Source organism: Amycolatopsis pigmentata (assembly GCF_042684065.1).
In the GTDB taxonomy this organism is placed as follows: domain Bacteria; phylum Actinomycetota; class Actinomycetes; order Mycobacteriales; family Pseudonocardiaceae; genus Amycolatopsis_E; species Amycolatopsis_E pigmentata.
Genome location: NZ_JBHUKR010000022.1, coordinates 145,720 through 169,922, shown reverse-complemented (window position 1 = coordinate 169,922; position 24,203 = coordinate 145,720). Strand labels below are relative to the sequence as shown.

The 24,203-nt window shown below is 67.2% G+C and carries 32 protein-coding genes; 4 read left to right on the top strand and 28 right to left on the bottom strand.

Annotation, left to right across the window (positions count from 1 at the left end):
* The first annotated feature begins 133 nt into the window (after window positions 1–133).
* Genes ACFSXZ_RS35680 through ACFSXZ_RS35665 form a run of 4 tightly spaced genes read left to right on the top strand, consistent with a single transcriptional unit; the run spans window position 134 to window position 987 of the window.
* Window positions 134–337, top strand: coding sequence for a hypothetical protein (locus ACFSXZ_RS35680; protein WP_378270406.1), 204 nt, complete (start codon window positions 134–136; stop codon window positions 335–337).
* Window positions 337–519 (top strand): hypothetical protein, encoded by a 183-nt coding sequence (locus ACFSXZ_RS35675; protein WP_378270404.1) that lies wholly within the window; start codon window positions 337–339, stop codon window positions 517–519. Before ACFSXZ_RS35680 ends, ACFSXZ_RS35675 begins: the two co-directional genes overlap by 1 nt.
* Complete coding sequence (locus ACFSXZ_RS35670) at window positions 519–701, top strand: hypothetical protein (RefSeq protein ID WP_378270403.1); 183 nt, start codon at window positions 519–521, stop codon at window positions 699–701. The genes ACFSXZ_RS35675 and ACFSXZ_RS35670 overlap by 1 nt, the downstream gene beginning before the upstream one ends.
* A gap of 25 nt (window positions 702–726) precedes the next feature.
* Window positions 727–987, top strand: coding sequence for a hypothetical protein (locus tag ACFSXZ_RS35665; protein ID WP_378270402.1), 261 nt, complete (start codon window positions 727–729; stop codon window positions 985–987).
* Window positions 988–1,123: 136 nt separating this feature from the next.
* On the opposite strand, the gene ACFSXZ_RS35660 is transcribed toward ACFSXZ_RS35665, so the two are convergent.
* The 28 genes from ACFSXZ_RS35660 to ACFSXZ_RS35525 all read right to left on the bottom strand — a co-directional run bounded on the left by ACFSXZ_RS35660 (window position 1,124) and on the right by ACFSXZ_RS35525 (window position 24,198).
* Complete coding sequence (locus ACFSXZ_RS35660; protein ID WP_378270400.1) at window positions 1,124–1,405, bottom strand: hypothetical protein; 282 nt, start codon at window positions 1,403–1,405, stop codon at window positions 1,124–1,126.
* Between the two features lie 11 nt (window positions 1,406–1,416).
* A complete protein-coding gene (locus ACFSXZ_RS35655) occupies window positions 1,417–2,409 on the bottom strand; it encodes a GH25 family lysozyme (RefSeq protein ID WP_378270399.1) in 993 nt (330 codons plus the stop codon).
* Window positions 2,409–3,122, bottom strand: coding sequence for a hypothetical protein (locus ACFSXZ_RS35650; RefSeq protein ID WP_378270397.1), 714 nt, complete (start codon window positions 3,120–3,122; stop codon window positions 2,409–2,411). Before ACFSXZ_RS35650 ends, ACFSXZ_RS35655 begins: the two co-directional genes overlap by 1 nt.
* Complete coding sequence (locus ACFSXZ_RS35645; protein WP_378270395.1) at window positions 3,119–3,325, bottom strand: hypothetical protein; 207 nt, start codon at window positions 3,323–3,325, stop codon at window positions 3,119–3,121. Before ACFSXZ_RS35645 ends, ACFSXZ_RS35650 begins: the two co-directional genes overlap by 4 nt.
* Window positions 3,318–3,491, bottom strand: coding sequence for a hypothetical protein (locus tag ACFSXZ_RS35640; protein WP_378270394.1), 174 nt, complete (start codon window positions 3,489–3,491; stop codon window positions 3,318–3,320). Before ACFSXZ_RS35640 ends, ACFSXZ_RS35645 begins: the two co-directional genes overlap by 8 nt.
* Complete coding sequence (locus ACFSXZ_RS35635) at window positions 3,488–4,054, bottom strand: hypothetical protein (RefSeq protein WP_378270393.1); 567 nt, start codon at window positions 4,052–4,054, stop codon at window positions 3,488–3,490. The genes ACFSXZ_RS35640 and ACFSXZ_RS35635 overlap by 4 nt, the downstream gene beginning before the upstream one ends.
* A 37-nt stretch (window positions 4,055–4,091) precedes the next feature.
* Window positions 4,092–6,623 (bottom strand): hypothetical protein, encoded by a 2,532-nt coding sequence (locus tag ACFSXZ_RS35630; protein WP_378270392.1) that lies wholly within the window; start codon window positions 6,621–6,623, stop codon window positions 4,092–4,094.
* On the bottom strand, window positions 6,624–9,044 hold the full coding sequence (locus ACFSXZ_RS35625) for a phage tail tape measure protein (protein WP_378270390.1): 2,421 nt from the start codon (window positions 9,042–9,044) through the stop codon (window positions 6,624–6,626).
* A gap of 9 nt (window positions 9,045–9,053) precedes the next feature.
* A complete protein-coding gene (locus ACFSXZ_RS35620; protein WP_378270388.1) occupies window positions 9,054–9,482 on the bottom strand; it encodes a hypothetical protein in 429 nt (142 codons plus the stop codon).
* 222 nt (window positions 9,483–9,704) lie between these two features.
* Entirely contained in the window at window positions 9,705–10,109 is a 405-nt protein-coding gene (locus tag ACFSXZ_RS35615) for a hypothetical protein (RefSeq protein WP_378270387.1), read from the bottom strand.
* A gap of 21 nt (window positions 10,110–10,130) precedes the next feature.
* On the bottom strand, window positions 10,131–11,372 hold the full coding sequence (locus ACFSXZ_RS35610; protein WP_378270386.1) for a phage tail tube protein: 1,242 nt from the start codon (window positions 11,370–11,372) through the stop codon (window positions 10,131–10,133).
* A gap of 3 nt (window positions 11,373–11,375) precedes the next feature.
* Window positions 11,376–11,621 carry a hypothetical protein gene (locus tag ACFSXZ_RS35605; protein ID WP_378270385.1) on the bottom strand — a complete coding sequence of 82 codons (246 nt, stop codon included), beginning with the start codon at window positions 11,619–11,621 and terminating at the stop codon, window positions 11,376–11,378.
* Window positions 11,618–11,758, bottom strand: a complete 141-nt coding sequence (locus ACFSXZ_RS35600) for a hypothetical protein (protein WP_378270383.1) — start codon at window positions 11,756–11,758, stop codon at window positions 11,618–11,620. The genes ACFSXZ_RS35605 and ACFSXZ_RS35600 overlap by 4 nt, the downstream gene beginning before the upstream one ends.
* A gap of 11 nt (window positions 11,759–11,769) precedes the next feature.
* The gene (locus ACFSXZ_RS35595) at window positions 11,770–12,279 is read right to left on the bottom strand and encodes a hypothetical protein (RefSeq protein WP_378270382.1); all 510 of its coding nucleotides are present in this window, start codon (window positions 12,277–12,279) and stop codon (window positions 11,770–11,772) included.
* Entirely contained in the window at window positions 12,276–13,148 is an 873-nt protein-coding gene (locus ACFSXZ_RS35590; protein WP_378270380.1) for a hypothetical protein, read from the bottom strand. Before ACFSXZ_RS35590 ends, ACFSXZ_RS35595 begins: the two co-directional genes overlap by 4 nt.
* Before the next feature lie 19 nt (window positions 13,149–13,167).
* Window positions 13,168–13,470, bottom strand: a complete 303-nt coding sequence (locus tag ACFSXZ_RS35585; RefSeq protein WP_378270379.1) for a hypothetical protein — start codon at window positions 13,468–13,470, stop codon at window positions 13,168–13,170.
* Window positions 13,443–13,739 (bottom strand): hypothetical protein, encoded by a 297-nt coding sequence (locus ACFSXZ_RS35580; protein ID WP_378270378.1) that lies wholly within the window; start codon window positions 13,737–13,739, stop codon window positions 13,443–13,445. The genes ACFSXZ_RS35585 and ACFSXZ_RS35580 overlap by 28 nt, the downstream gene beginning before the upstream one ends.
* A complete protein-coding gene (locus tag ACFSXZ_RS35575) occupies window positions 13,736–13,945 on the bottom strand; it encodes a hypothetical protein (protein ID WP_378270376.1) in 210 nt (69 codons plus the stop codon). Before ACFSXZ_RS35575 ends, ACFSXZ_RS35580 begins: the two co-directional genes overlap by 4 nt.
* Window positions 13,942–14,142, bottom strand: coding sequence for a hypothetical protein (locus ACFSXZ_RS35570; RefSeq protein WP_378270374.1), 201 nt, complete (start codon window positions 14,140–14,142; stop codon window positions 13,942–13,944). The genes ACFSXZ_RS35575 and ACFSXZ_RS35570 overlap by 4 nt, the downstream gene beginning before the upstream one ends.
* Before the next feature lie 83 nt (window positions 14,143–14,225).
* Entirely contained in the window at window positions 14,226–15,968 is a 1,743-nt protein-coding gene (locus ACFSXZ_RS35565; protein WP_378270373.1) for a hypothetical protein, read from the bottom strand.
* 16 nt (window positions 15,969–15,984) lie between these two features.
* Window positions 15,985–17,613, bottom strand: a complete 1,629-nt coding sequence (locus ACFSXZ_RS35560) for a hypothetical protein (RefSeq protein WP_378270371.1) — start codon at window positions 17,611–17,613, stop codon at window positions 15,985–15,987.
* Between the two features lie 22 nt (window positions 17,614–17,635).
* A complete protein-coding gene (locus tag ACFSXZ_RS35555; protein WP_378270370.1) occupies window positions 17,636–20,284 on the bottom strand; it encodes a phage portal protein in 2,649 nt (882 codons plus the stop codon).
* 3 nt (window positions 20,285–20,287) lie between these two features.
* Window positions 20,288–20,497 carry an NUMOD3 domain-containing DNA-binding protein gene (locus ACFSXZ_RS35550; protein ID WP_378270368.1) on the bottom strand — a complete coding sequence of 70 codons (210 nt, stop codon included), beginning with the start codon at window positions 20,495–20,497 and terminating at the stop codon, window positions 20,288–20,290.
* 2 nt (window positions 20,498–20,499) lie between these two features.
* On the bottom strand, window positions 20,500–22,896 hold the full coding sequence (gene terL / locus ACFSXZ_RS35545) for a phage terminase large subunit (protein ID WP_378270367.1): 2,397 nt from the start codon (window positions 22,894–22,896) through the stop codon (window positions 20,500–20,502).
* An 18-nt stretch (window positions 22,897–22,914) separates the two neighbouring features.
* Entirely contained in the window at window positions 22,915–23,112 is a 198-nt protein-coding gene (locus ACFSXZ_RS35540) for a hypothetical protein (RefSeq protein ID WP_378270365.1), read from the bottom strand.
* 9 nt (window positions 23,113–23,121) lie between these two features.
* The gene (locus ACFSXZ_RS35535) at window positions 23,122–23,295 is read right to left on the bottom strand and encodes a hypothetical protein (RefSeq protein ID WP_378270363.1); all 174 of its coding nucleotides are present in this window, start codon (window positions 23,293–23,295) and stop codon (window positions 23,122–23,124) included.
* A 2-nt stretch (window positions 23,296–23,297) separates the two neighbouring features.
* Window positions 23,298–23,906 (bottom strand): hypothetical protein, encoded by a 609-nt coding sequence (locus ACFSXZ_RS35530; RefSeq protein ID WP_378270361.1) that lies wholly within the window; start codon window positions 23,904–23,906, stop codon window positions 23,298–23,300.
* On the bottom strand, window positions 23,845–24,198 hold the full coding sequence (locus tag ACFSXZ_RS35525) for a hypothetical protein (protein ID WP_378270359.1): 354 nt from the start codon (window positions 24,196–24,198) through the stop codon (window positions 23,845–23,847). Before ACFSXZ_RS35525 ends, ACFSXZ_RS35530 begins: the two co-directional genes overlap by 62 nt.
* Window positions 24,199–24,203: the final 5 nt, after the last annotated feature.

Sequence of the window (24,203 nt, the reverse complement as noted above, 5' to 3'; positions counted from 1 at the left end):
CGTAACTCCTTAACTTTCCGCAGGTCGAGGCTCTAGTTAAGGCCTCCGGTGGGGCGAGTTAGAAACCTAACTCGCTCCGGAAGATCTAACTCGAAAAGTAACTCACAAATAGTGATCATGAGAGGAGAAGATCATGGGAAACCGCATCCACGGCTATGCCGATGGCGACCGTGTCCGGGACCGGCGCGACGGCTCGATCGGCACGGTCCGGCACCTCGATCTGACCGACGAGGAGCGAGCCTCGGGCGAGTGCGCCGAGGCCGAGATCGTGTGGGATGGGCTCGCCGTGCAGGACGAGCTGGAACTCGCCCTGCCGCACATTGAGCGGGTGAAGTGATGTCCGAGTCCGGATGGGTCAAGCCCAAGCTCCCGAAGGGCGTGGTCAATTGCTTCGCCGAGGAGCCGAACCACAAGCACCGCGCTGAGGGCGGCTCGCAGATCACCCCGACCACCGTCCGCTGGGAGTGCCGCTGCGGCGCCACCAGGGACGAGCGTGACGTACCGCCCCCGCACGGCTGATGGCCAAGCCCCAGCCGTTCGTCCACTTCACCAAGTCCCGGTCCTGGTGGACGGGGCGGATCACCGCCCTGTGCGGCGCCACCGAGGAACCGGGCCAGTACGAGACAGACACGTGGCGGCTCACGAAACTGCCCGGCCCGCGCTGCCCCGCCTGCCAAGCCATCGAAGCGCAGAACCGTTGAACAACACCACGAACGGAGAAGAACCATGTCCGGAGTCGAAGACATCCGCGCCGGCATCATGACCGCGAAGGAGCGCGCGAACAGCGGTCTCGCCGCGCTGCAGCAGGCCAGACAGGCGATCGAGGAGGCCCTGCAGATCCTCGCGCAGGTGACGTCGGGGTCGAGTCAGCCGGAGGTGACGCAGGCGCACGGCATGTTGCAGGAAGCCGCGCAGGGCATCGACAGCCAGCAGAACGTGATCCAGGGCGCGATCCAGTCCGCCGAGTCCTACGCGCAACGGCTGTAACTGCCTGACACGACGAAGCGGCCCCCGCACCCGGGATCGGGGCGGGGGCCGTGTGCTGCGCAACGAAAAGAAGCCCCCGCGTTCAACCCAGGCGGGGAACGCGGGGGCAGGCCGCCGAGGACCAGGCGGCGGCCGGTCAGGGGGTGGGCGGAACCACCGGAGGCGGTGGCACGTCGGTGACGCGGGGCGTGTGCCGGGCCAGCCAGCCCGCGACCCAGGTCAGGCCACCGGTCACGACCGTGTCGATCCCGGCCTGAACCCACTCCGGCACGCCGCCCTTGAACACGTAGGCGCCCAGCAGCGACAAGCCCAGACCGGTGATCGCCGCCGTGGTGGACGCGGCCTTCACCTTGGTCTCGACCCGGTCGGCCAGCTCGACCTCCAAGGTCTTGACTTCCTTCTTCCAATCGAACGACATGGGGATTCCTCTCACTTCGGGATCTGGGGGAAGGCGTAGCCGAGGCGGGCTCCGGCGGTCTGGTTGCGGTAGCGGATCGCGAGCCCTTCGGCGCCGTCCGGGAACTCGAAGAACACGCGCGTGTTCTCCTTGAGCACGCCCACGGTCGGCGCGGACTGGCTCGCGAACGGCACCACCTGGCCGCCCTTGAGGCAGATCACCTCGTAGTCGCTGTCGCCGAAGGTGGCCAGCAGCGACAGCCAGCCCTGCTTGACGACGCTGCTGCTCGAACCGGTCTCGAACGGCAGCGCGACGTTGTCGAAGTCGGCGCGGTAGTCGAGCGGCGCGGGAATGACGGACATGGCATCTGCCTCCTGAAGGTTGGGAACGGACGGCGCCGGGTCGAACAGCGCGTTGAGGTCGGCGAGCGACCCGCCGAACGCGGACGCGTCGTAGGTGTGGCCGTTGATGACGGCCTGGTCGGTGAACTGCAGCAACGCCACCGGGTCGCCGCCGACCTGGTTCCACCACGACGGCGGTGCCGCGTTGTAGAGGTTCGAGGCGTAGCCGGAACCGCTGACATAGCGGGAAGACCACTCCGGGGGCATGCTGGCCAGCGACGGCGTGCCGAGCTGCTGCCAGTACCAGGGCGGTAGGTAGGTGAGCGCCACCCGGTAGCCGATGCCAGTCAGGGCAATGACCAGCGCCCTGGCGTCGTCGACTGTCGGGTAGTTGCCCAGCGAGGGTTCGGCCTCGATGTCGACCCCCAACGCGACCGAAGTGGGTACGACGCGGCGGATGAGCGCCACCTGGTCGGCGATCGGCACATCATGGTGCAGGAAGTGGTAGGCGATCAGCGGCATACCGACCGCCCGGCAGTCAGCCAGGTAGCGCGCGAACGTGGGGTCCACGTAGCCGCTTCCCTCGGTGGCTTTCGCGATCATGCCCGCGTAGCCCTCGCGTTGCGCCTGGGCTGGGGGCAGGTAGGCGACGTAACTGTTGACGTCCACCACGAACAGGGTCATCAGGCACCTCCTCGTCGTCGGGTGACCTTGGGCAGCACCGCCGGGCTGGTCGTTTGGCTGGGTGAGCTGGGGTTGTTGACGGTGCACGTGTATTGCGGCGAGCTGGGGTCGAAGTTCGCCGCGCGCTGGCAGGTTTCGGTGCTGCCGTCTGGGTAGCTCGTGGTCCAGCCCGACGGCGGCTGACCTGCCTGCCCTTGAGGTCCGGGCGGGCCCTGTGGACCGGCTGGTCCTTGCGGGCCGGTCGCGCCTTGGGGTCCTTGCGGGCCCGTAGCCCCGGTCGCCCCGTCGGTGCCGTTCTGGCCGTTGACACCAGGTGCACCACTCGGCCCGGCCGGGCCCGTGGCGCCGGTCAGACCTTGCGGTCCGGGCGGGCCAGCGGGCCCCTGTGCGCCCGACGCTCCGGTCGCGCCCGTATCCCCCTTGAGACCCTGCGGCCCCTGAGGGCCCGGTGACGCCGGTTCGACCACCGGCGTACCGCCCATGGACCGCACCTGCTGGGCGAGCTGCTGGGCCTGTGTCGCGGTCTCGTTGCCGTCGGCACGGAGCTGCGCGATCTGCTGGTGCTGCCCCCACCACAACGCAGCCAGGACCACGATGCCGAGGAGCACCAGGCCACCACCGAGGTAGATGAGCAGGTGCGAACGGCGATCCCGCGCGTCATGAGCCGCGGGACGTACCACGTCCTGCTCCATCCGCCCGTCAGGTGCCGTCATTCGCCGTCACCTCGCTCGTTGCGCCATTCCTCGATGAGGTCACCGAGTTCGTCACTGCCGGCCAGCTTGTCGATCGCTGCGCGGGCGGCGCGCTTGCGTTCTTTCGGGGAGCCTTTGGTGATGGCGAGTACGGAGGTGAGGACACCGCCGATGGCGGTGATGATGGCCGCGATTCCGAAGCACAGCTGCGCGATGTCACTCACGTTCACCTCGGATCTGCTGATGGAGGGCATCGTGTGCGCGGTGCAGCGCCTTGAGCTTGCGGCGCGTGTGCAGGTGCGCGATCAGGCCTGGGACGGCCCAGATCAGGGAGGCGAGGAGGTTGGGCCACACGGCGTCCCAGCCGGGCCACAGCCAGGCGGGGATCACGTCGAGCTCGTGAGGAAGATCGCGCCGAGGAACGAGCCGCCGACGCCGGTGTCGAGGTTGAAGTTGAAGTTGGTCTGGACACCCAAGTACAGGGTCGAACCGGCCGCGAGGTTGGTGATGGTCGTCGCGACAATCGTGGTGCCGATACTGTTTCCGGTGGGGATCATCGACTGACCGGTGATCGAATTCGAAAAAGCGGTTCCGTTGGCGAGAATATAGGCATCGACAGCGTTCGCAGTGTTGTAGGCGGTAGTCGGGTACCTGGTCTGCGAAAAAACATAGTAAATGCCCGCATGCTGGATGGTGACCTGATTCGGAACGCTAGCGGTCCACATGTTGTCCGTGTTGATCACGGCGGCCTGGAAGTTCGCGGTCGTGAAAGTGCCGGCGGTGGTGCCTTGCGCCGTGGTTTGTTTCGCGATCACACAGGGCCGCTGCGACGTGAACGATGCCTGATTGTAGTTGTACAGGTTCGTCAAATTCGACGCGAGCGCATTCAAATCCGTCGCGTGCACAATCTGCCCATCGGTGAACGTGGGTATCGCGGGCGTGGGTGTAGCCACCACACCTCCTTAGTTCTCAAGATGCAGCGGAAAAGGGTCAGTACACGCACGCGGTCGTCGAACCGAGCACGCCGTAGGTGGAGTCACCGAGAATCCACACCGTCGGGACAAAAACCGGTGACAGCTGATAGTCCACGACCCAGGTGCTGTTCTCGGCGTCGATGTTGTGCGAGACCTGTTCGATGTAGTAGTCCCCGGAAATCGTCACGCTCGCGCTGGTACGACGCTTCACCGTGACCCGGCTGCCGACGTCCAGCTTCAGCGCGGCCGCGACCATGTTCGGGTTGCCACCGGGGTCGATACTCATCCGCGCGATACGCGGCCCGGTACCGGTCCCTGCCGCGCCGGCCGGTTTGGCGTAGCGCCGGACGAAGAAGTTCGCCGCCTGTTGCACGTCCCAGTCGTTCTGGGCATACAGGGTTTTGGAGATGATCCTCTGCCCGTAGGCGGTGCGGCTGGTGTTGTTGACGGCGGTGAGCGTGTTGCTGCTGTAATCGCAGGTCAGCTGTGCATCGCTGTAGACGAAGCTGGGATCGTAGTCGTATTCGAGCTCGACGTATGGCAGTTCGCCCCCGGCCGCGTTCTCCCCGAAGACGTACTGTGCGGTCTTCTGGTTGAGGTAGCGGGTGTCGCGCGAGTCGAAATGCACCCGGCCGCCTCCGTCGACCCAGACCAGGCCGCCCTCGGTGTCGGCGATGTCTTCCAGGGCGGCGAGCACGCTCTTGGCCTGTGACGGTTGCCCCGGCGAGCTGGGCGGGTCGTAGTAAAAGTCGGGGCTGAGCGCGGTCTTCCCGACGTCGGTGGTGATGTTGCTCGACCAGTAGGCGTTGAGCAGTCTCGATGCGCGGTTTCCTGGGAGTTCGCCGAGGTAGCCGATGCCGCGCTGGTAGTGCGCCTGGCGTTGCGTTGAGCTCAGCGCGGTCGAGTAGAGCGCCATGTTTGCGACGGCGACCTCGGTCACCGGATCCCCGTAGTAGGTGGTCGCCTCGACAAAGAGGTTCGAGAGGTTGACCGTCTGCGAGGGCGTGGTGTTGAAGGTGCGGACGCTGCTGGACAGGCCGTCGCGGATGAACTGGAAGTTGTTGCTGCCCTCGAACGCGATCGCGACGTAGTGCCAGACACCGTCAGGAAACCACAGGCCACCGATTGTCGAGGTGTTGAGCGTGAATCCGGTGGACCCGTTGGGGTCGAAGTAGGCGGCGGCCAGGGCGCCCCCGGAGGTGTACCAGCCCACCCAGTAGGTCGGCCCCGTGACCTGGCCGACGGTGTTGGACGCGACAGCAGCACCCAGGTAGGGCGTGCCGGAGCTGAACTTGATCCACGCTTCGAAGGTGAAGGACTGCGGGGACATCGTGAACCCGCCCTGCCGGGTCCCCACATACGTGATCATGGTGTTGTCCGTCAGCGTGACCGGGTTCGTGTTCTGCTGCACGACAGACGCGGCTTTGGAGCCGTCCAAGAAGGAGTCGCCCCCGAAATTGACCGCACCGGACTGGCTGCCGAGCTGGGTGTATCCCAGGAACGGCTGTCCGCCCTTGGGCCGCTGCACCGCCTGGGGCCCGGCGTCGTCGCTGAGCGGCATGTAGATGGCCGGCCCGTCCGCGAGGATCGTCGACGCGTAGCTCTGGCTGATCACCGCGCGGGACAGCGGGCTGAGCGCGTCGACGGCCTCCAACGGCCGGAGTCCCCGGAAGCCCGCGTTGTCCCATTTCTGCGGGTAGCGCTCGACGTAACCGGTGTAAAGCGGGAAGTAGGTCGGGCCGGAGCTGGTGAACGCCGACGCGGTTGAGCCGACCTCGAGCTGGCAGGCGTCGAGGTAGACGGTCGCGGGGAGAGCACCGGTGCACGTCACGGTCACCGCCGACACCGCACCCGTCGGGACACCGGTCATGGTCAGCCGCTGCCACGCGCCGGTGGTCGAGCTCGTCGCCGTGGCGATCGTCGTCCCGACCGCGCCGGGAAAGTTGACGAACGAGGCCGTCACGGTGTGCCCGGACGGCACGAACACGTACAGGCTCAGGACGTAGGTCTGGCCTGGGACGGTCCACATGCCCCAGCCGATGGTGTCCGTGCTGGCGTTGAACACGGCGGACAGCGAGTGGGTGCCGTCGAAGTGCTGCGCGGTCGACCAGGAGTAGGTCGGTGAGGTGTTGAGGTAGCCGACCCATCCGATACCCGACTCGAACGACGGGTCGAACGCCGCGGTCGACGCGGGTGGGGTGTTCGAGCTGTTGAGCTGGTTCCCGGCCACGGATTTTGTGGCCGCGTTCCACCACATACCCGCCTGGACACACCGGTAGGGCAGCAACGAGTTCGAGCCGGAGTTCCACGGTGAGCCGGTGTTGACCGGGTTCAGGTACTCCGACCCGTCGACCACGTCGAGCGACAGGGTGCCGGCCTCGACCTTGTTCAGCTCGTACTGGCGGCCCCTGCTGGTGCGGATCGTGCGCACGATCGTCTTCGTCGACGGGGCCGCGCCGTTCAAGCTGACCGAGGACAGGCCAGGTGTGTTCGGCGGCCCGGCGGTGAAGTCCGCGATCACCGAGATCAGGGGGAAGTTCGACGGCATCTACGCCACCCCCACTGACAGCCCATTCGAACTGTTCCGCAGGTTGTAGCGGAGGGTTCCTTGCCTCATGAACCGTTCGACGTCGCGCGGGTTCATCGTGATGTTGACCTGGATCTGCTGGCCGGTGGTCGCACCCGTGCCGGCGGTCAGCGGCGACACCGAGCCCTGCCCGGTCACATCCACGGTGCCGGACATGTTCAGCCCGGACGCGGCACCCAGCACGTTCCGCACGAGCGCTGTTGTCGCGCCGACCGCGACGTGTGTGTTCGCGAGGATGCCGTTGGCAAGGCCCTGGACGAGGAACTGGCCCATCTCGTGCGTGATCGTCGACGGAGAGGCGATCCCGAAGAACGACTTGATGCCATCCATGACCGACCCGGCCCAGGACTTCACCATGCCCCACAGCCATGACCCGGCCGCCGAGATGCCGTCCCACAGGCCGCGGATGATGTCCCACCCGGCGTTGACCAGCCAACGCGCGGCACCGGAGAACACGCCGGTGATGATGGTCCACGCCCCGCCGAGCACACCCTTGATGAAGTCCCAGACGCCGCCGAAGACTTCTTTGATGCCGTTCCAGGCGCGGGACCAGTCTCCGGAGAAGATCCCGACAACGAAGTCGATGATCCCCTTGACCTCGCTGATAATGCCCTTCACGACGCCAGAGATGATCTGCCACACGCCCTTGAAGACGGCCACGACAATGTCCCACGCGAACTTGAACGTGTCCTTGATGAAGTCCCAGATGTCCGACCAGTAGGCCTTCAGCGGTTCCCACGCGGCTTTGAACCCGGCGACGAACGCCTCGAACGCGGCCTTGAGCACTGGCCAGATCGCGTTCCAGATCGCACGGAGCCGCCCGGCCACTTCGTCGACGATCTTGGCGATGTCGGGCCACAGTTTCCGTGCCCAGTCCACGAGGGACTGCCACGCCCGGATGGCGGGCTGGACGACGTTGGAGTTGATCCAGGCCGCGACCGGGCGGAGGAAGTTCAGCAGCGCGTTCCAGGCGCGGATGATCGGGTCGATCACCTCGGCCTTCACCCACGCACCGAACGGGGCGAGGAACTCCTTGACCTGCTTGAAATGCAGGATCAGCTCGATGATCCCGAAGATGATCGCGGCGATCGCCAGCACAACCCACGTCACCGGGTTCGCCAGCAGTGCAGCCGTCCACGCCCACGTCGCGGCGACGAGAGACCACAGCCCCATGGCCAGGATCGGGATGGCGACCGATCCGATCGCGATCAAGACATCCTTGTGGCTGCCCAGCCAGCTCACCGAGCCCATGAACCAGGACGCGAGCTTCGACAGGATCGGCAGCAGCACCTGCCCGATCTGGATGGCCCACACCTGGAACTGGGCGCCGACCTCTTTCATCTTCTGGGCGAACGTGGCCTGCGTGTTCTCCCAGTCGCGTTGCTGCTGCGCGGCCCGCTCCCCGACGGTGCCCATCTCGCCGTACTTGCCCTTGAGCTTGTCCAGTTCGGACACGAACTCCTCGATCGTCGCGGCCGACCGGGCGCCGCCGAAGGCCTTGGACAAGATCTGGCCCTGCTCGGACGCGGTCTTGCCGGACTCCTCCAGGTGCTTCTTCACGTCCTCGATCGCGACGAGGAACCCGTCGGGTTTGCGCAGGTCGTTCGCCAGCTGGCCCTGCGCGATGCCAATCGACTTGAGCGCCTCCTCGGCGGGCTTCGACTGGTTCTGCAGCAACTGCACCGCGGTCTTGAGGTGGTTCGCGGCGACCTCGGCGGGCATCGCGTTGTCGGTCATGACGGTGATCGCGGCGCCGAAGTCCCGCATGCCGAGCCCGGCGACTTTGAAGACGGGCAAGACACCGGTGCCGATGGCATTGGCGAGGTCCTGCATGCGCATGTCGCCGGTGCCGACGATGGTGTTGAGGTAGGCGACCCCGTCGGCGGCGTTCTTCACGTCGCCCATCGCGATCGACATGACACCGGACATCGCGTAGGTGACCGAGTCGAAGTCGGCCATGCCGAGCGCGGCTTCCTGGGCGGACGCCTTGAGCACGTCCATCGCTTCCTGGCCGCGCAGCCCGGTGGATTCGACGTGGTAGAGGCCTTCGGCGAGCTTCTCCGGCCCGATACCGACGGTGGGCGCGAGGTCGAGCACGGCCTTGGACATGTTGTCGACTTCTTGCTGCCCGGCGTGCGCCTGGGTCGCGATCAGCTCCATGGTGCTTTGGAAACTGGAGGCCATCTTCACGGATTCGACCCCGACCGCGACCGCCCCGGCAGCGAGGCCGAGGAGGGCGGTCTTGCCGAGCGCGCCCATCTTCGACGAGGAGCCTTCGACCTCGGCCATCTGGCCCTTGGCCTCGCCCATCTTGGCGGTGAACTCGCTGATATTGGCGGTCAGGACCGCAATCACTGGTGGGAGCAGCGAGTCAGCGGCCACGACGCCCCCTCACCACTTCGACCAGGCTTCGCGGAACAGGGCTTTCAGTTCTTCGGCCGACTTCTCGACTGCGGGCTTCATGTACGGGCGCGGAGGGAGGCGACTCCCCCGCCCGGCCACGCCGCCGAGTTCCTGGATGCGCCCGTACACCGCGGTCGGGCCGACCTTGGCGGTAAAGGTCTGGCCCTCGCCGGTCGGGCCTTCCACGCGCACCGAGCGGCGCAGCGTGCCCGTGATCAGCGACGGCGGCTCACCGGGCCGGGACGGCGTCGGCGTGCCCTTCTCGTGCGACGACGTGGTGAGTTCGTCCTTGGCTTTCGCCTCGATGGTGTGCGCGCCCTTGGCCACGGCTGCCCGGGTCGCGGCGACCTGTCGCGCGACTGACGCGTTGATCGCGTCCATGAACTCGGACACGCCGACCATGCGGATTTCGGGCACGACATCACCCCCGGGCGGCTTTCTCGGCTTCGTCCTTGCGGATCTCGTCGGCGATCGAGGCGACGTCAGGGATTCGCGTGTAGAGGTGCGCCGGGAGTTCGTCCACCTGGGCGGGGGTGAGGCCGTAGCGGTCGAGCCACCACCAGGCGTCGGCGGCCTCGTCCCACAGGGCTTGTTCGCCGGGCCGGGCCGGTTTGACGGGGAGCCCGCGCAGCTTCGCCCTTATGCGCTCGCGGGCACGGTAGGGCTGTCAAGGTCCTCGTACTCGCCCGGATCCATCGACCGCGGCATGAGGGCCTCTTGGGCGGGCTGCACGATCCCCATGAGCGCCCCGTAGTCGGGGCCGGTCAGTTCGTCGATCAGTGACGGGTCGAGCTTCGGCAGCAGCCAAGGCCGTCCGTCCTCGGTCGGGTAGGGGATGTCCCAGTCGGTGACGAGCAGCGCGATCAGGTGGTCGAGTGCCCCGATCCCGGCCTCGGCGAGGGTGTCTTCCTGGTCGTCAGCGGCGTCCTGGACGGCTTTCGCGGCCTTGCCCATCTTCGCCATCAGCGCCTTGGTGTCGCGGGCCTTGAGCGTGTCCAGGTCCCGGATGGTGACCTTCGCCCCGGAGGGCAGCTTGTAGCGCATGTTCTCGTCCTTGTCTGCTGGTTACACGTAGCTCTGGGGGGCGACCGCGTTGGTGAGCGTGACCTTCCCCGGGCTGTACCCGCCCGAGACTCCCGCGTTGGTGGTGTTGGCCTCGGCCATAAACGTGGCGTCGTAGGCGACGGCGGCCTTGCCGAAGTTGGGTTTCGCGGTCTCGTAGGCGGCCTGCTGCACGTCGACCTGCACCTGCACGAGGTTCGCGCCGGCCGCTCCGTTGCCGATGACGAACTGGAACTGGGGCTGCGTGTTGGCGAGCATCGTGGTGTACGGGGTTTCGTCGGCCGCGATGAAGTTCAACTTGCCCGTGGCCGACACTGCGCCGCGCTGGATGATGTACGGGGTCTGCACGTTCTGGGTCGTGAACGCCACTTCGAGGGCGCGTTTGAGCACGATCTCGCCGTCGGTGACGGTTTTGACCAGTGTCCCGCCGGATGCCGGGCCGCCGATGCCGAGTTGCCCGCGCCACGACGCGAGCGGCGTCACGGTGGACGGCGCTGAGGTCGGGGTGGTCGCGGCGGGTGCGGAGGGCCAGGCTGAGCCCTTCGCGTCGAACATCAGTAGCTGGGTTTCCGCGTTCCACTTCAGGGTCACCTCGGACAGGCACGCACCCGCGTAGGTGCGGGCGCCGACAGTGGCGACGGGCCCTTGGAAGTGGGTGAAGGTGTGCGAGGTGGGTTGCCCGGCACCGGAGTTGAGGGTGGAGAACGCGGACACGAACGGCGCGGTGACCGGCTGCACGGTGGTCGTTCCGGTGTGGCCGTACACCACCGGGGACGCGATCACCACTGTGGTGCCGGTGGTGCCGGTGATGCAGGTGACAAGTTCGAGCGTGCCGCCGGTGCCGATCGCCAGCACAGTGCCGGTGGTGATGCCGGTGCCGGACGCGACCGTGAACGTTGTTGTCGTGCCCGCGACCAGTGTCGTGGACGTGGTGGTCGACGACCCGGCGTTCGTGCCGCCGGTGTAGGCCACGTCGCCCAGCAGGTTGCCGAGCAGCCACCCCAGGGTGTCACCGAACACCGGCCCGGACATGGAGAAGTCGGTCTTGATGACGCCCTGCTGGCGGCCGTAGGACTCGACCATGCTGCCCCTGAGGGCCTTGTCGTCCAGCCAGATCGGTTTGTCCTCGGGATCGAACTTCTCGACCGGGATCGTCGCGGTCGGCGCGACCGCCTGGCCCTGCTGGGTTTCCTTGGCGACGCCGACGAACTGCTTGTACGAGCTGAATGTGGTGGCGGTGGGCACCGGTCACTCCTCGAGGTGCGGGGCGTCCGGGGGCGCCTGATCGGTGGTCTCGTCCTGCTCGGCCAGGTGCCGTTCCTGCTCGTCGCTCTCGGCCTGCTCGGCCGCGGTGGCCTCGTCGTCGTCGACCTGCTCCCACTGGCCGTCGTCCGGTGCGCCGTCCGGCCAGTCGACGACGTCGCCCGGCTGGACTTCGAGCGCCCGGTCGACGTAGATGCGCGGCTGGGTGTCGGTGAAGCGGTAGCGGCTCACTGCCCGGCCCCGTCGCTGTAGTGGTCGACGATCTCCTTGCGGGTCGCGTCGGCCGGGGACTTGCCGGTCGCCTCCTCGAACCCGCCGTGCGCGGCGGCGTAGGCCTTCCAGTCCTCGGTGAACTCATAGGCAGCCATGGCAGGCCCTTTCAGGTCGAGAATTCGTAGACGGAGACGGAGAAGTCGATCGCTGACCAGGACACGAACGGGTCGCCCTCGCCCTGGCGCTCCAAGATCCCCGGGTTGACCTTGAGTTCGGGCACCGCGGCGGCGACGATCCCGCTGGTCGACGGCTGCCCGAGGGACGGGTCGGCGCGCAGGCGGGCCGCGATGTTGTCCAGCGTCTGTTCCTGCACGGTCAGCGCCGCGAGCGGGTCGCCGCTGATGTCCTCGAAGTAGATCTCCAGCGACACCGGGTAACTGACGAGCCTCCGGCCGCCGGCGCCGTCGAACACGAACACGTGCTCGCGCTCCCAGTCGGCCGACTCGTTGACGATCACCACGAGGAAGCAGCGGTGCGTCTGGCCTGCTGGGATGATCGAGTCCCACGCGACCCCGGCCTGGTCGAACGGGATGCCCGGGAACACGTAGTCGACGCCGCTGATCTGCGGGGTGTTGATGTAGCCGTACACCGCCGAGCGGACCAGGGAGCGACTCACGGAGACCGCCGCTCATACCGGAGTGCGATCTCCTCGGCCTGGATCAACTCGATGCCGATGTCCTGCTTTTCGGCCTGCACGTCGCGGCCCTTGGACGCGATCGTGAACCCGCCGCCCTTGCGTTCCTTGATGTAGTGGCTGGTCGCGAGAATGCAGGCTTCCTTGCCGTCGTCGGGGACCTCGCCGAACCAGGAGCCCGCGGCCCACGCGGCAGCCAGCGGCGACACCAGCGGCACGGTGGTCGAGCCGGGCGTGTAGGTCGAGGCGACCTGGACATTGACCTGGGCGTCTCCGGCGACGATGCGGGCGAGCATGCCAGGCTGGATGCCGGACGCCGTCTCGACGGTGATGCTGCTCGCCCCCTGCGCGGCAGCACTCGCCAGCCGAGTCGTGGCCCACCCGGCGGTGTAGGTCCACGACACGAGGGCCTGACCGGATCGGGGTTGTGCGATGAACGCGAGGCTGCCGGTCCACTGGACGCCGCTGCCCAGCATGGAGAACAGGATCCGGTTCTCTTCGATGAAGTACTGGCTCGCAGGGATCGGCGTGGAGATCGCGGTCATCGACTGGAACGTGGCCCCGTACGAGAGCGCGTCGACGGACTTGACCCGGTCCTGGTGAGCCTTGAGGACCAGGTAGCCCTGATCGTCGATGCGTACCCGCTCATTCTGGGCGCCCTGCGTGGCGTACAGCGGTTGCCGGGCCACGTTGTCGATCCACCGGGACGCGCGGGCGATGATGCCGGCCAGTTCGTTGTCCTGGTCGGTTTGTGTCCCGCCGGGGACGAGGTTGTTGGTGTTGAGGGCGGTCGGTGCGGCCCGGTACTCCTCGCACGTGATGTAGGAGCCGGTCAGGAACGGCGTGGCCATGCTCGGCTCCCCTCTGCGGTCAGCCGCGGATCGTGTTCGAGCCGATCGCCGTGATCAGCGCGCTGGCGAGGGTGGCCTCGGTGCCAGGTGCCGCGTAGCAGGTGACAGTTGCCGCGGTGACCGTGCAGGTGAAGTCGGGCATGGCGGCTTTCTGCGCGGTCGTGAGCGTGGTGCCGTAGTAGGTGTTCAGTGCGGCCACGACCGCGCGCAGGCCGGCGGGCGAGAGCTTCTGGTTACTGCGGGCCTGGACGGTGAGCAGGCCCTGGTTGGTTTCGGTTTCGACCTGGAAGCCGCTCACTCCGCCGTGGGTGACGCTGGGCATGTCGGGGTCTCCTTCGGGCAGTCGCCGCCGCAGCGGCCACATCGGGCGAAAAACGAGGCGAATCCGCACGCGGTGCAGCGGCGCCCGGATGATCGGGTGGACCACAGGCCGAGCCCGGCCGCGGTCGCACCGAACTCCCTCAGAGCCTGTTCGTCGTGCCGGTCGGCGGGGGTGACGATCCCGCCGCGGTAGCGGCGCGTGGTGCCGTCCGGGCGGCGGATGTCGGCCTCGCGGACGGCGTCGTTCGGCATGAGCAGGCGGTTCGTCATCCCTGCCGCATCCCTTCCGGCACGGGGACGCCCGGAGCGGCCTGGACATGCAGCCGTTCGCCGAGACCCCGGCCGCACACGCAGTTCCCCGCACCGGAATGCACATCGCGGGCGTAGACGTGCGGCTTGCCGTACTGGGCTTTGAACGGGCCAACGGAACCTTCCCAACCAGGAACGGTCACGTACGTGGGCAGCGGGTTCGTCATGAGACCTCCTCGGGCCAGTGCCAGTGGCCGGGCTCAGTGCCTTCCGGGAGCCGAACGAACGGCACGGCACCCGTCGGCCCGAAGCCGTTGAGGTCCACCGAGCCGTCGCTGTTGACGCGGGTGACGATCGCGGCCTGGCAGCCGGCTGCGGACTGGCGATGCACGATCGCGGCCACGAACGGCGTGCGGTCTCCCATGTCGTCCTCCATGGGTTTGGGCACGACACAGCCCCGCCCGAGGACGAGGAGCGGGCGGGGCTGTGCGTGCGATCAGGAGCCGGTCAGCCGGCCTGGATGTTGTACAGCGCGCCCTGCCAGGGCACGGCCCTGCAGAGAAAAGTCCCGTACCAATACGTCGAGAAGTCGTACGAGAACTGCATCTGGGGCCAGCTGATCCCCATGTAGTCCTGGACGTTCCGGTACTCCCAGCACGAGGTGATGTTCGAGTTGGGGAACGGCAGGGTGTGGGTGAGGATCGGCATGACGCCTTGCGGCATGTACGGGTGGACGTCGAGGTCGACCATGTTGCCGACGCCCTCGTTCTGGATGCCGGTGACGATCTGGCCGAGCTGGTGCCCGGCCTGCCCGTCCGCGTCGATCGTGATCCGGAACCCGGTCGCTGAGCTGCCCTTGAGCAGGTCGCTCAGCTGCTTGCGGTCCTGGACGTTGGCCAGCACCTGCGCCGGGCGGGCGAGGTTGGTGTTGAACATGGACACGAACGCCGTCTGGAGTTCGGTGCCCGGGTTGGTGGTGCTGAACTTCCCGTTGACGTTGCCCACGTACCCGGCCGAGGACGAGAGGCAGATCGGCAGGATGCCGTCGTAGCCGATCGCCTGCGTCGAGGTGTCCGCCGTCGGCGCGGTCGCACCGGTCGAGGGCACCGGTCCGGCCAGCGTGATCGCCGGGGTCGTCGAGTTACCGGCCCAGCCGACCGAGGACACGAAGAACGCGTTCGTCGCGCCCGCCGAGGAACCGAAAAACACCTGGTAGCCGGTCGCGCCCTGGACCGGGGTCCAGTACACGGTGATCGAGCCGGTGGAACCAGTGGTGGTGATCGCGCCCGAGTCGGTGGCGACGCTCGTGCCGAACCCGGACACCGCGGCGACCCACACGTGGTAGGTGGTGCTGGCCGCGAGCGTGCCGCCAGTGGTGGACGGGGTCGCGGTGACCGTGGCCGGAGCCGCAACGGCGCCGGAGTAGCCGTTGCCGGAGGTGCCGCGGCCGTACAGCGTCATGCGCTCCTCGGCGAGGAACGACGCGTACATCGTCGAGGTCTGGGACAGTTCCCGCACGTCCTGGAAGCCCTGGCCGGCGAAGAACGCACTCCAGGTGACCTCGTCCGAGAGGCCGAACTGGAAGTAGGCCGCGCTCTTGTTCTGCCCGGTGTAGGAGATCTTCGGGCCACGGTTGTAGTACAGGGCGTTCGAGCTGCCGGACACCGCGAAGTTGTTCTGCGTGGTGTCGGCGATACCGGGGTGCAGCAGCGGCAGACCGGTGCCCGTCTGGGCGTTGGTGAAACCGGTGATTTGCTTGTACTGCAGGGCCGTGCCGACACCTTGCGTCCTCGGGAAGGTGTTGCGGAGCGGGGTGTCCACCGGGACGAGTTCCTCGGCGGGCCCGTGCAGGTCGACCAGGGTCAGACCGGTCGAGGTGCCGGTTCCGGAGCCGATCGGCGAGGTGAGCGAGATGTCCTTCTGGATGTTGAGCGCTTCCTCGATTGAGGAGACGTTCGATGCGCCGATCGCCTTGTTGATCTCGTCGTTGGCCAGCAGCGCCTTGACGCGTTCGGTGGCCGCGTCGGCGGATTCGACCTTGCTGATCTGGATCAGCTGGCCGGTGTCGCTGGCCTCGGAGTTGGTGATGCGCAGGTTTCCGGCGACGGGGCGGCCCATGTTGTCGAACTGGCCCCACGCCTCTTTGGCGATGGCCTCGCGGTAGCGGTCGACCCGCTTGGAGAGGGTGACCGGGTCTTCCCCGGCGCCACCGAACAGCTGGTCGGTGGCCTGGTCGGACAGTTTCGTCATGCTGGTGTTGCTCCCTTCAGGCTGCCGCGCCGTCGAGCTTCGCCAGCTCGGCCTCGGCCTCGTCGAGTCGCTGCCGGTAGCCCTTCTGCAGGTCGCCCCCGGTGATCGGGATCGACTTCTGGCAGTGGGCGATCTCGGCCCGCAACTGGTCGGCCTTGGCGGCGACGGCGGTGTGGGTGGTGGTGCGCAGACGCGCGGGACCATCCGTCCTGGGGGTTTCCAGCACCTTCGCCAGCTGGCCCTTGACGACGTCAAGCTCGTCCTTGTAGGGCTGCACGGCCTTCGCGATGGTTTCCTCGAGCAGGTTGGACAGGTCGGTCTTGGTGAGCGCCTCCTCGGCGGGGGCGTCGGTCTTTTCGATCACGTCGACCGTGGTTTCGGTCTTCGTAGCGTCTTCGGTCGTGGTGGTCTCGACAGCTTCGGGGGTGGCTGGCTTCTCGCCGGTCTCCGTTGCGGCCGGGGCGGTGTCGGCTTTCGCGGCGTCGGTCATGGCGAGTTCGGCCTCCTGATCGGTTTCACTGCACACGAAGCACTGCAGGGCGCACGCGGCGTTGACGAGGGTCTGGATGTCCCAGATCTCCTCCAGGCGCCCGGCTGCGAGGCCCTCGGCTTCGGAGATGATGAGCCGCGCGATCGCGGCGATGGCGGACTTGCCGTTGTCGACGTCGGACGCCTCGGCGGCGGGGTCGAACGCGCCCCCGTCGGCCTTGGCCAGCGCGCCGGGAACGAGGGCGCGGACGTCGGCGATGACCTGGTCGGCCTTCGATACGCCCCAGTCCTCGGGAAGCTGGTCGGTCGCGTCGAGCGCGCGGGCCCGCTTGATGATGTGCTTCTTCGCGGCAGCCGGGTCGCTGGCGCGCCCGTATGCCTTGATGGCGTTCTTGAGGTCACCGACGGTCTCGATCGGATAGGAACCATCTGGCAAAGCATGTCCCTTGCCTGCCAGCTCTTTCCGCTTGTCGTCGGAGAAGTCCCGCTTCTCGACGGTGTCCTCGACCGGGGTGGTTCCCTCGGCCTTCGCGGCGGCCGAGGCTTCCTTCAGCGCCTGCGGTCCTTCCGCGACAGGGGTCTTGCCGAGCGACTTCAGCAGCGCCGCGAACTGGGCCGGGGTGAACGTCGGCTCAGGCTCGTCGGCCTTGTCGACCTCGACCAACTCCGGCTCGTCGACCAGTTCGAGGTCTCCCGTGCCCTCGGCCTTGGCCATGGTGAACAGGCAGTTGGGGTTCGCGGGCCGGTCGACGAGTGAAACCTCGTAGATCTCGCCGTCCACGATCCGGCCGCCGGGCGCCTTGTCATCCTTGACGACGCGAGCATTACGGGCCCCGAAGGAGAAGCCGCGCAGGACGCGCTTTTCGACCTTCTTGATCGTGTCGGAGTCGACGACCTCGCCCTCAATCCAGTGGATATCGCCGTCGCGCTTCTCGTAGGTCAAGGCGACACCGGCGGCACGCTTGCCATCGTGTTGTTCGCGGAGATTCCCCCCCTGGGTGAACCAGTTCGGCATGGCCTTGGACAGCCATGCAGGGTCGGCGATCTGCTTATCCCGGTCGAGACTGGAATCCGTGGCCGGGCCGTACACCATGAGCGTGCCGTCCGCGGTCTTCTCGAACTTCTGGATCGGCACGTAGCCGTACGCCATCGCCATCGGGATGTCGCCTCCAAGGTGATCAAAGAGCAGGGGCAAGGGCACACCGACATTGCGGGTGCTGAGGCGGCTGATAGACGCCGGTCGGGAACGCCTGATTGATCGGCACGGCGCCGGCGTCTTCGTTGTCCTGGCATTCCTGGCACACGCGTGGGTCCTCGGCCGAGAGCCAGTACGCGGCTTCGATGCCGTTGGCCAGATAGGACTCCAGCGTCGCGTACGACACGGCGCGCGTGGTTTCGGTGACGGCGACCATGTACGCCCACTCGGGGTCATCCAGTACACCGGCGAGTGCCTTGGCGAGGGTGTCGACCGAGTCACCGCGGGCCAGCGCCTCGGACAGCGCTTTCGCGAGTTCGTCGAGCCGGTGGTCGGCGATGGACTTGATGGTGATGTCCTGCTGGTCGAGCAGGCGGCGCAGGTTCATCTCGTTGCCCACCATCGCGCGGGCCGCCGCGGTGTCGCCCGGTTTCCACGAGCCCCAGTCCGGAGCCATGTCGCGGATCAGCGCGTCCGCGGCTTGCTGCCCGACCACGTAGCCGTCGGAGTACAGCCCGGCCATGACGGTCGCGAGGCTGGTGCCGATCGGCAGGGTGAGCGTCTGGAGCCATTGGAGAGCGTCTGCGGTAGCCGCCGGGTCGACGGCCTTGCGGAGCTTGAGCCACTGCTCGGCGAGCCGTCGGGCGTCAACGGCGCCAGTCAAAGCCCGGGATATCTCCGGCGCCCAATGCCGGGCTACGGCGAGGTCCTTGGTCCAGCCCGGCCAGGTGCGGCCGGACGGGAGTTTTGGGCCCGCATCACCTGCCTTGAACACCACACGCGCCAAGTCCACGCCAGCGGCTTCGGCGTCCGCCTTGCTGACGGTGGTGAACTCGAACGGGCGGGAGCGGTTCTTGCGCGCCCAGTTCCGGTACGCGGCCAGTTCGGCCTTGGCGGCGTCGCTGGGCTCCTGCTTGGCGGGCTGCTGTTTCTGCTCGCGTGCCCGCACGACGGGCGGTTCCTCGCCGGGGGGATACGCGTCGTTGCCTTCCGGTGGTGCGGTCAGCGGCGGCGCCTGCACCGGTGTGACTTCTTCGCCTGGTTCGACCAGCGTGGACGCGCCTTCGAGGAACACGACACCGCGCTGCCCGACGACCATGGGCATGTCGGCCTCAGGGAAGTTGTAGCGCGCCAAACCGGACTTGTCGCGGGTCTCGTTCAGGGTGATCCGCCCGGCCCGGAACTGCCGGTCGGTGGTCTGGTCGGCGAGGTCCTGGTCCTCGTCATCGAGCCCGAGGAACTGGAACGTCAAGTCCCTGGGCATGCCGAGGTAGGCGTAGGAGATCTGGTTCATGATCCCGACGAGCCACTGCGCGGTGGGGCGGAGCGCCTTGCGGTAGGTGATCGCCTCTTGGCTTTCGCCGTGCCCGGCGCCACCGAGCCCGTTCCGGGGCGTGAACCCGACCTCTTGGGGCTGCACGTCCATGTGTGCGCAGATCAACTTGACCAGAAACTCGTCGTAGTCGGGCTTGTAGCGTTCGGCGGCGTCGGCGACCTGGACCGGGTCGAACCCGTCAGGGAACAGCCGTAGCCGGTGCCGGTTGCCGGTCGAGCCGCCGTAGAAGTCGTTCAAGCTGTCTTCCCAAGCGCGGATCTGCTCCGGCGTCAACGCCGTGATGTTGCTCTTGAGGAACGTCCTGGGGGCGGTGCCGTCGGTGTATTCGGCGACCATCCACTGCTGGCGGCGTAGCCACAGGTTCGCGGACACCAGGGCCTGCTCAACCGGGCTGTACCCGTACGGGGACTCGACCCGCGTGTACCTGGGTTTGTAGATCAGGCTGCCCGCGGTGCCTTCCCAGTCCGCCTGCCCGGCCCCGGCGTCGGTGTACTCACCCCTCGGGAACCCCCAGAGCCACTGCTGGTAGGCGGCGGCCGGCGGATGGGGCCGGTTGCCGCGTTCGTCGAGCAAGACCTTGACGGTGCTGCCGTCGATCAACTCCAGGGAGACGAGGTCGCCGCCGTAGGTGAAGCGGGGGAAGATCGACACGGCGTCGGTGACCATGGACTCTTGCATGAGCATCTCGACCCACTCGGGCCACGTGTAGCCGTTGGTGGTGTCGGGCTCGGACCAGAATTCGATCAGGCGGGAGATCTCGGCGGAGTATTGCTTGAGCAGGGCGTTTTTGTCCTGCTTGGAGGTGATGCCGTTCGCCTCGATCGTGCGCCTGGTGAGGGTGATGTCCCAGTCCAGGGAGGACTGTTCGGTGCGGCGTACCCGGATGCACTGTGAGATCAGGTCGACTTCGCGGGCGGCGTTGCGCAGCGTGGACCAGTCCACCAGGCGCCCGGCGTCCTGGATGATGTTCCAGGAGACGGGGTATTCCCACCGGCGCGGGTCGGCCTGCCCGGTCGCTGGGTTCGGCTGGTTGAGCGGCGCCGGGTAGAGGGGCGCGCCGGGCCCCATGAGCGCCCAGTACTGGTCGTCGCGTGGCAACGGTGTGGCGCCGTTGATGCTGCTCGTGGTGCGGGCTTTCAGGGCGCCGAGCATGCTGGTGGCGTCGGTGACTTGTGATCCGGCGGGGATGGTGGCGCCGCCCGGCAGCGTGGTGGGGGCGCTGGTGGCTTTGATGAGCCCGGCGGGGGTGCGCGTTCCGGCGACGCGGGGGCGGCGGATGCCGAGCCGACGGGCCACTGGTCACCTCCGTCGAGTGTGGTGGCGGCCTTTGAGGGCGGCGGCGATCTTGGAGCGGGTTTCGGCGGTTTCCTTGTGGCCTTTGTGTTTCCCGCCGTGGTGGGCGTGGTGGCCTTTGTGGCCTTTGTGCGGGTGGTGCTTGCCGCGGAGTCGTTCGGCGATCTTGGCGCGGGTCGCGGCGGTTTCGGCGTGCCCGCGGTGGGCTCGTGGCATGGTCACCTCCGGGCTGAGAGGGCTTCGAGGAACGCGGCGGCACTGGATGCATTGATGAGCAGCCGGTCGAGGGCTTGCGACATGCCGTCTACCTGGTCGTCGTGTGTGCCGTTGGGGAAGGCGGCGCACTCCTCGACGAATCCGGCGATCCACGGCGCGAGTCTCGGGTCTGGCAGGTACACGTTGCCGGACTCGACGTAGGGCGAGACGGCGGAGGCGCGGGCCTGCTTCGACTCCTTTGGCGTGACGGCGATCAGGCCGCCGACGATGCTGGAGAGTTGCGAGATCACCGCGGAGCCGTTCGCCTTGTCCTCGACGAGCTTGGCGTGCGATTGCGGCCATTTCGCCGTCATGGCCAGCAGTTGGCGGCAGGTGGTGGGGAAGTCCATGCGGTCCCGCACCTGGTCGAGTAGGTACACGTCCGGCCCACGGCGTGCCCACACCTGGCCGATCACGTAGTCGGTGCCCTTGGTGTCCTTGAATGTCATGTCCCAGGACTGGATGACCTGGTCGAACTCGTCGGATACCTTCATCGACCCGTCGGCTTGGGTCCGCCACTGGGGTGCGTGGTAGTAGCGCCACCAAGACCGTTTGAGCAGCGCACCCTCGGCCGGGGCCGGGCGGCCCTGATACAAGGCGCCCCAGACTCGTTCGCCGACGTCCTTGCGGATCGCTTTCCAGTCCTCTGCGTCGCGTCCGCGGGCCGATTGCAGGTATTGGCCGGGTGTCCGGCCGAGCGGGTCGTGTCCTTCGGCTTCGGCGGGGACGTTGACGACTTCCCAGTCTCCGGTCTTGATCAGTCGCCCGGCGAGGTCGTCTTCGTGCCAGCGGGTCAGGATCAGGACAACCGGGGCGCCGGGCGCGAGCCGGGTGCGGGCGACGTTGGTCCACCAGTCCCAACAGGCTTCCCGGTAGACCTCGGAATCAGCCTCAGCGCGGCCCTTGATCGGGTCATCCACCAAAAGCAAGTCCACCGGGCGCCCGGTCAGAGCGCCGCCGATACCGACCGAGTAGACGCCACCTTTGTGGCCTTCGAGCTGCCACTCATGCGCAGCTGAGGTGTCCGCCCGCACCTTCAGGCCGAGTTCGGGGTGTTCGGCGATGTCGTTGCGGATCGCTCGGCCCCACCGGCGGGCTACGCCGAGTTCGTAGGACGCGATGGCGATACGGGTGTCCGGCCGCTGGCTGAGCACCCAGGCCGGGAAGCGGCGCGAGACGCGCTCGCTGTTGTGTGTCGGCAGGAGTGAAGATCCGGCGAGGTAGGTGTGGTCTGGCGAATCGACCTCAATGCACCGTGTCGGCACGGACTCGCATGGCTCAGCCCACACGTACCGGACCCGCGCGACCGACGAATCCTTGCAGTTGGCTGCCTTTCGGGGCAGCCACGCCGCGTCTGCCAGGTAAAACTTGACCCGGTACTTCGGCCCGCAGTCACGACCATTGATCGTTGCGCGACCCTCGCTGAGGGTGGCTTTCGCACCCAGCGAGTACACCAACCGTTGAACGTCAAACGCCAGCCTACGACGAGTGCTGGTGAACTCGACCTGTCCCTTGGGGCTGACGTAGCCATCGGTGTCGACGAGGCCTTGGAGCAGCGCGAGTCGTTGCGCGGTGCTGCCCCGCATGTACGCATCTGGGACATGCTTGTTGCCGATCAGGCCCAGTTCGTTGAGTGCCTTACGGACTGGGCTGCACTTGCTGCCGTTTCCCTCGGGGGCCAGTGTCCAGGCGTAGCGCTCCTTCGTCTTGCGGCACGGGACACCAGCCGCTCGGATGCGATCGACGATCTCGATGTCTGCCGACGTGATCATGGCCATCTTGCTGTGTCCGTCGCCGAGCCACGCGCCGAGCACATACGGGTCGAGCGGCAGATCGACCTCCGGCAGGTCGAGCCCCGGTGCGCCGATGATCTGTGCGTTCTTGGAGCGCTTTCCGGCAAGCAGCTCGGTCGTGCACAGCCGCTCGCCGCGACGCCGGTCCAGCCGCGCGACCCATTCGTGCTCAGCGTCTGCGACGATCGATTCGCCATCGCCGGTACGGACCACGTAGCAGGGTCGGTCGCGCCAGGTCGGCGAGGTCCAGGTGACCTTGCAGGGCTTGCCGTGGCGGTCGAATACCTGGTCTCCGACGCGCAGGTCGCCCATCGTGGTCCAACCGGCAGGGGTCGCGATGGGAGTATCAAGAGCGAGGGCTTTTCCCTCTTGTGGGGGCATACTCCATATTAGCCGCGTGATGTCGCCACTCGCGACGGCGGCGAGTTTCTCGTCGAGCAGGTCGAGCGCGGGTGTCTGGACGGTGCCGGCGTCGAGCTGGGTGGCGAGTTCGCCGAGGCTTTGCGGGTTGGCTGCCTGCTCGGCGGATTCTTCGAGCATCTGGGCGGCGAGGGTGAGCGCATCCATGCTCACCTGCCTGTTGGGCTACTCAGCGCGGCAGGAGACCTCGTCGTGCTGCTGCCAGGTGGTCTCCGTGATGGTCGAGGCGCCGGAACGGGTCTCGAATGACCGGATGGCCGCTTTCCACGATCGGTGCGTTCGGGTCTGGTCCTTGCTGAAGCCGTATCCGGGCCGCATAGAGGTCCATTGCCCGTTGATCTTGCGGACGGTGGGGCGAGTCATGAGCCGGACTCAGTAGGCGACGAGGTCCACGACGAACACGATGCCCGCCAGCACTGCCCCGGCGATCGCCAGGAACAGGCCGATCCTTGGGGTGGGGGCGAAGTGCGCCACGCAGGCAAGGAGCGCAGCGCACGCGAGGAGTACCGCGAGCGCGAGGAAAATCGCGAGGAGTTTCGGATCCATGGTCATACCGCCTTCAGATGCTTGGCTGCTGCCAATTTCGCGGGGCCGCGGTCGCCAGCTGGGACCCCGGCGGCTTCCAGCGCGGCTTCGACGGCCTTGATGACCATCTCCGCTTGCCGCTCGGCGAGCCGCACCTGACGCTCAGCAAGGCCAGCGGCGACGGCCTTGGCGGCGAATCCGGCGCACCGGTCGCGTTCCTGCGCTTCGAGCTGGACCAGGCCGCGGATGTATTCGCCGACCTTGACTTCGTTGCCGTCGCGGTCGAGGACGAGCGAGTCCCCGATCATGGCTTTGGCGAGGTCGCCGCCGTGGTCGTCGGCGAGTTTCTCGATCTCGACGCTGTACCGCTGCGCGCGGGCGGCGGACTGCGACACGAGCCGGAGCAGGACTTCGCCGGGGTCGACGGTGGTGTCGCCCAGGCCCCACGCCATGACCTCGGCGCGGACGGCGGCTTTGGCGCGGACCTGCTTGGCGCGGCCGCCGTGCATGTGGCAGACCTTGCCGCCCTTGATCGCGTCGCCCTTGCAGGGCCGGGTGACGGGCTTACCGTCAGCATCCCGCTTGATCCGGCCGTTCTCCTTGATCGCGACCTTGCCGGTGCACTTCGCCACGGGTCACCTCCGGTGGTCGCGGTGACTGGCCGGGTCGTGGCTCCGGGTCGGGCCGGTTCGCGGTGAATCGAGCCCATCGCGCATCGGCGGCGGCCAGGTAGATCGTCTCGGCGAGCGCCTCGAATTGCCGGGCGTCCATGAAGTGGTAAACCATCTCGGCGTCATCGCCTGGACCGGAGTGGAAACCGATCTTGACCTGGTTCGTGCCATTGATGACCTCGGCGGCAATGAAGATCTTGTCCCGAAATTCGTCGAGTTCAGGCGGCAGCTCACGGTAATTGTAGTTACCCATACCGA